This window comes from Methanospirillum sp. (assembly GCF_035406105.1).
Classification (GTDB): Archaea; Halobacteriota; Methanomicrobia; order Methanomicrobiales; family Methanospirillaceae; genus Methanospirillum.
In genome coordinates, this window is sequence record NZ_DAONKG010000379.1 from 1 (window position 1) to 1,111 (window position 1,111).

General features: G+C 46.8%; 1 protein-coding gene. It reads left to right on the top strand.

Annotated features, from left to right (window positions below; all coding sequences use genetic code 11):
- Window positions 1–83: 83 nt before the first annotated feature.
- Window positions 84–1,111 (top strand): DUF7948 domain-containing protein (locus PLA23_RS13660; protein WP_324475581.1); only part of this gene is annotated, 1,028 nt, incomplete at its 3' end.

The following is a 1,111-nucleotide window of genomic DNA, read 5'->3' on the forward strand; positions in this document are numbered from 1 at the left end:
TTCTCTATCAGGTAAAAACAGCAGAATTTTCATTTGATTTTACAAAAGATGCTCTATTAATCAGCGGTCCGTCTGGTGACTGTGTGGAATGCGGGGAAAATGTCTCTATTCCGGTCATCGTGACCGTTGCAGATGCAAGAGAGAATGCTACCGTTGAGGCGTTTGACAAACTTGACGGGTATGCAAACTTCCTGATCGGATCGAACGAATCTGACTGGCACCGATATGTGCCGTGGTATGGAGGTATCCGGTATGTGGACATTCTTCCTGGCATCAACCTCTCCTACTCCGGACAGCAGGGCGTTCTTAAACGGGAGTTTACCGTCAGGGAAGGGGCCGATCCCGGGCTTATCCGTCTGATATATGGCGGGAGTAAGGGGATCTCGCTGACGGAGGATGGTTCTCTTCAGGTACAGACAAGCTTTGGGAATCTTACTGAACGGGCTCCGTATACTTATCAGATGATCAATGGGAGTTCTGTTCCGGTTGAATCATCGTATAAAATCCTTGAGAATGGAGAGGTAGGATATGCGATCGGAGATTATGATCCGGCATATCCCCTGATAATTGATCCATACCTGGAATATTCAACGTTACTTGGGGGGACACTGGAAGACTATGGTATGGATATTGCACGTGACTCGTCTGGTGATGTATATGTGACCGGATATACCTCCTCATGTAATTTTCCACTAGTGAATCCAACGGTTGTCAATACTGCGTATCTGAAGTATAATGGAACATACTGCCACAACAGCCGGGATGCATTTATTACAAAAATTGGAATTAACCAGACAACCGGGAATGCATCAATCCTCTTTTCAACATACCTTGGAGGTGATCATGCCGATTTTGGCCGGGGTATTGCGGTTGACTCCCTGAAGAATATATATGTCACTGGTGATACCTTTTCAGATAACTTCCCCATAATGCTCCCCTTTGCATACGGAGACCGGCTGCATGGATCAAACGATGCATTTGTCATAAAACTGGACCCGACCGGTTCGATGATCAGGTGGTCAGATTACCTCGGAGGCAATTTTGCAGATCAGGCGAATGATATCGCTCTTGACAGCCTGAATGCGGTGTATCTCACGGGTCAGACTGTCGG